The sequence below is a fragment of the Paraburkholderia sediminicola genome, from assembly GCF_046027825.1.
GTDB lineage: Bacteria > Pseudomonadota > Gammaproteobacteria > Burkholderiales > Burkholderiaceae > Paraburkholderia > Paraburkholderia sediminicola_D.
On record NZ_JAQQDU010000240.1, the window covers coordinates 1 to 1,071 of the forward strand.

Here is a 1,071-nt window from a genome sequence, read left to right on the forward strand (position 1 = left end):
TAAGTGTTCCTGGTAAATCTGTTTGGATTTGGCTAACCTGGCAACCTTTTGAAGCCGGGGTAGCGGATGAAGTGCGTGGTAGACCTGAGCGAAGTCGAGGAAATCACATTGCAGCAGCTTTCGATCAATCACAGGCACCGGGATGCCCGCACGCGTGCAGCGGGCCTGTTGCAGCTTGGGCGCAAGGTCAAGCCGAAGGCCATCGCTGAGCAGCTTGGCGTCAGTGACCAGTCGATCTACAACTGGGCTCGCGCATGGCGCGACGGCGGCGTATGCGCCCTCACGGGTGGCCATAACGGCGGCCGGCCACGAGCCCTTTCTGAAGCGATGGTTGCCACGGCGTTGGAAATAGCCCGTGCCGAACCGTTGACCCTTGGCCAGATTGCGCAACGCGTGCAGGAGATGCGTGGCGAGGCGCTGCCGTGCCGCATCGAAACGCTCGGAGAGGCTCTCAAGCGCGAAGGCTTCTCGTTCAAGCGCAACCGCTACACCCTGAAAAAAAGCGTGACGAAGAGGCGTTCGCCATGAAGCAGGCCACGCTCGACAAACTTCAGGTCGCCGCCCGCGACGGGCAATGCCGCCTGTTCTACCTGGACGAAGCGGGCATTTGCGCAGCACCACCGGTTCAGCGCAGCTGGTCACCACGCGGCTTGCCCCATGCCATTGAACCCAACAGCCACTGCAGGCGCTCGATCATCGGTGCGCTCGACTTCGGCAAGAATGCGCTGATCCATGCCGCGCACACGCGCACTGTCAAGCGACTCCATGTCGTCGAATTCATCGAAGCGCTGCTCCAGCAGGGCGACGGCAAACCCACCGTGATCGTGCTCGATAACGCGAGCATCCATCACAGCGTCGACCAGGCTACGCTGGATCGCTGGTTCATTGAACACAAAACGCTCCTCTTCCATCTGCCGCCATACAGTCCCGAGCTCAATCTGATTGAGATCGTCTGGAAACATTTCAAATATCACTGGCGACGCTTCGTCACCTGGACAAAAGAAACCATCGACGCTGAACTCGCCGAACTGCTGAACGGATACGGCACAAAATTCCAAGTCAATTTTTCGT

General features: G+C 58.9%; 2 protein-coding genes. Both read left to right on the forward strand.

Annotated elements, in window-relative coordinates:
* Positions 1 to 66 precede the first annotated feature (66 nt).
* Positions 67 to 528 (forward strand): helix-turn-helix domain-containing protein, encoded by a 462-nt coding sequence (locus PQQ96_RS42070; RefSeq protein WP_172178906.1) that lies wholly within the window; start codon positions 67 to 69, stop codon positions 526 to 528.
* A partial coding sequence (locus PQQ96_RS42075) for an IS630 family transposase (protein ID WP_408291321.1) occupies positions 525 to 1,071 on the forward strand: 547 nt, incomplete at its 3' end. The genes PQQ96_RS42070 and PQQ96_RS42075, both read left to right, overlap by 4 nt.

Excerpts from the sequence above, each read along its gene's own strand:
- PQQ96_RS42070 (WP_172178906.1), top strand. The coding sequence starts at position 67 with ATGAAGTGCGTGGTAGACCTGAGCGAAGTCGAGGAAATCACATTGCAG.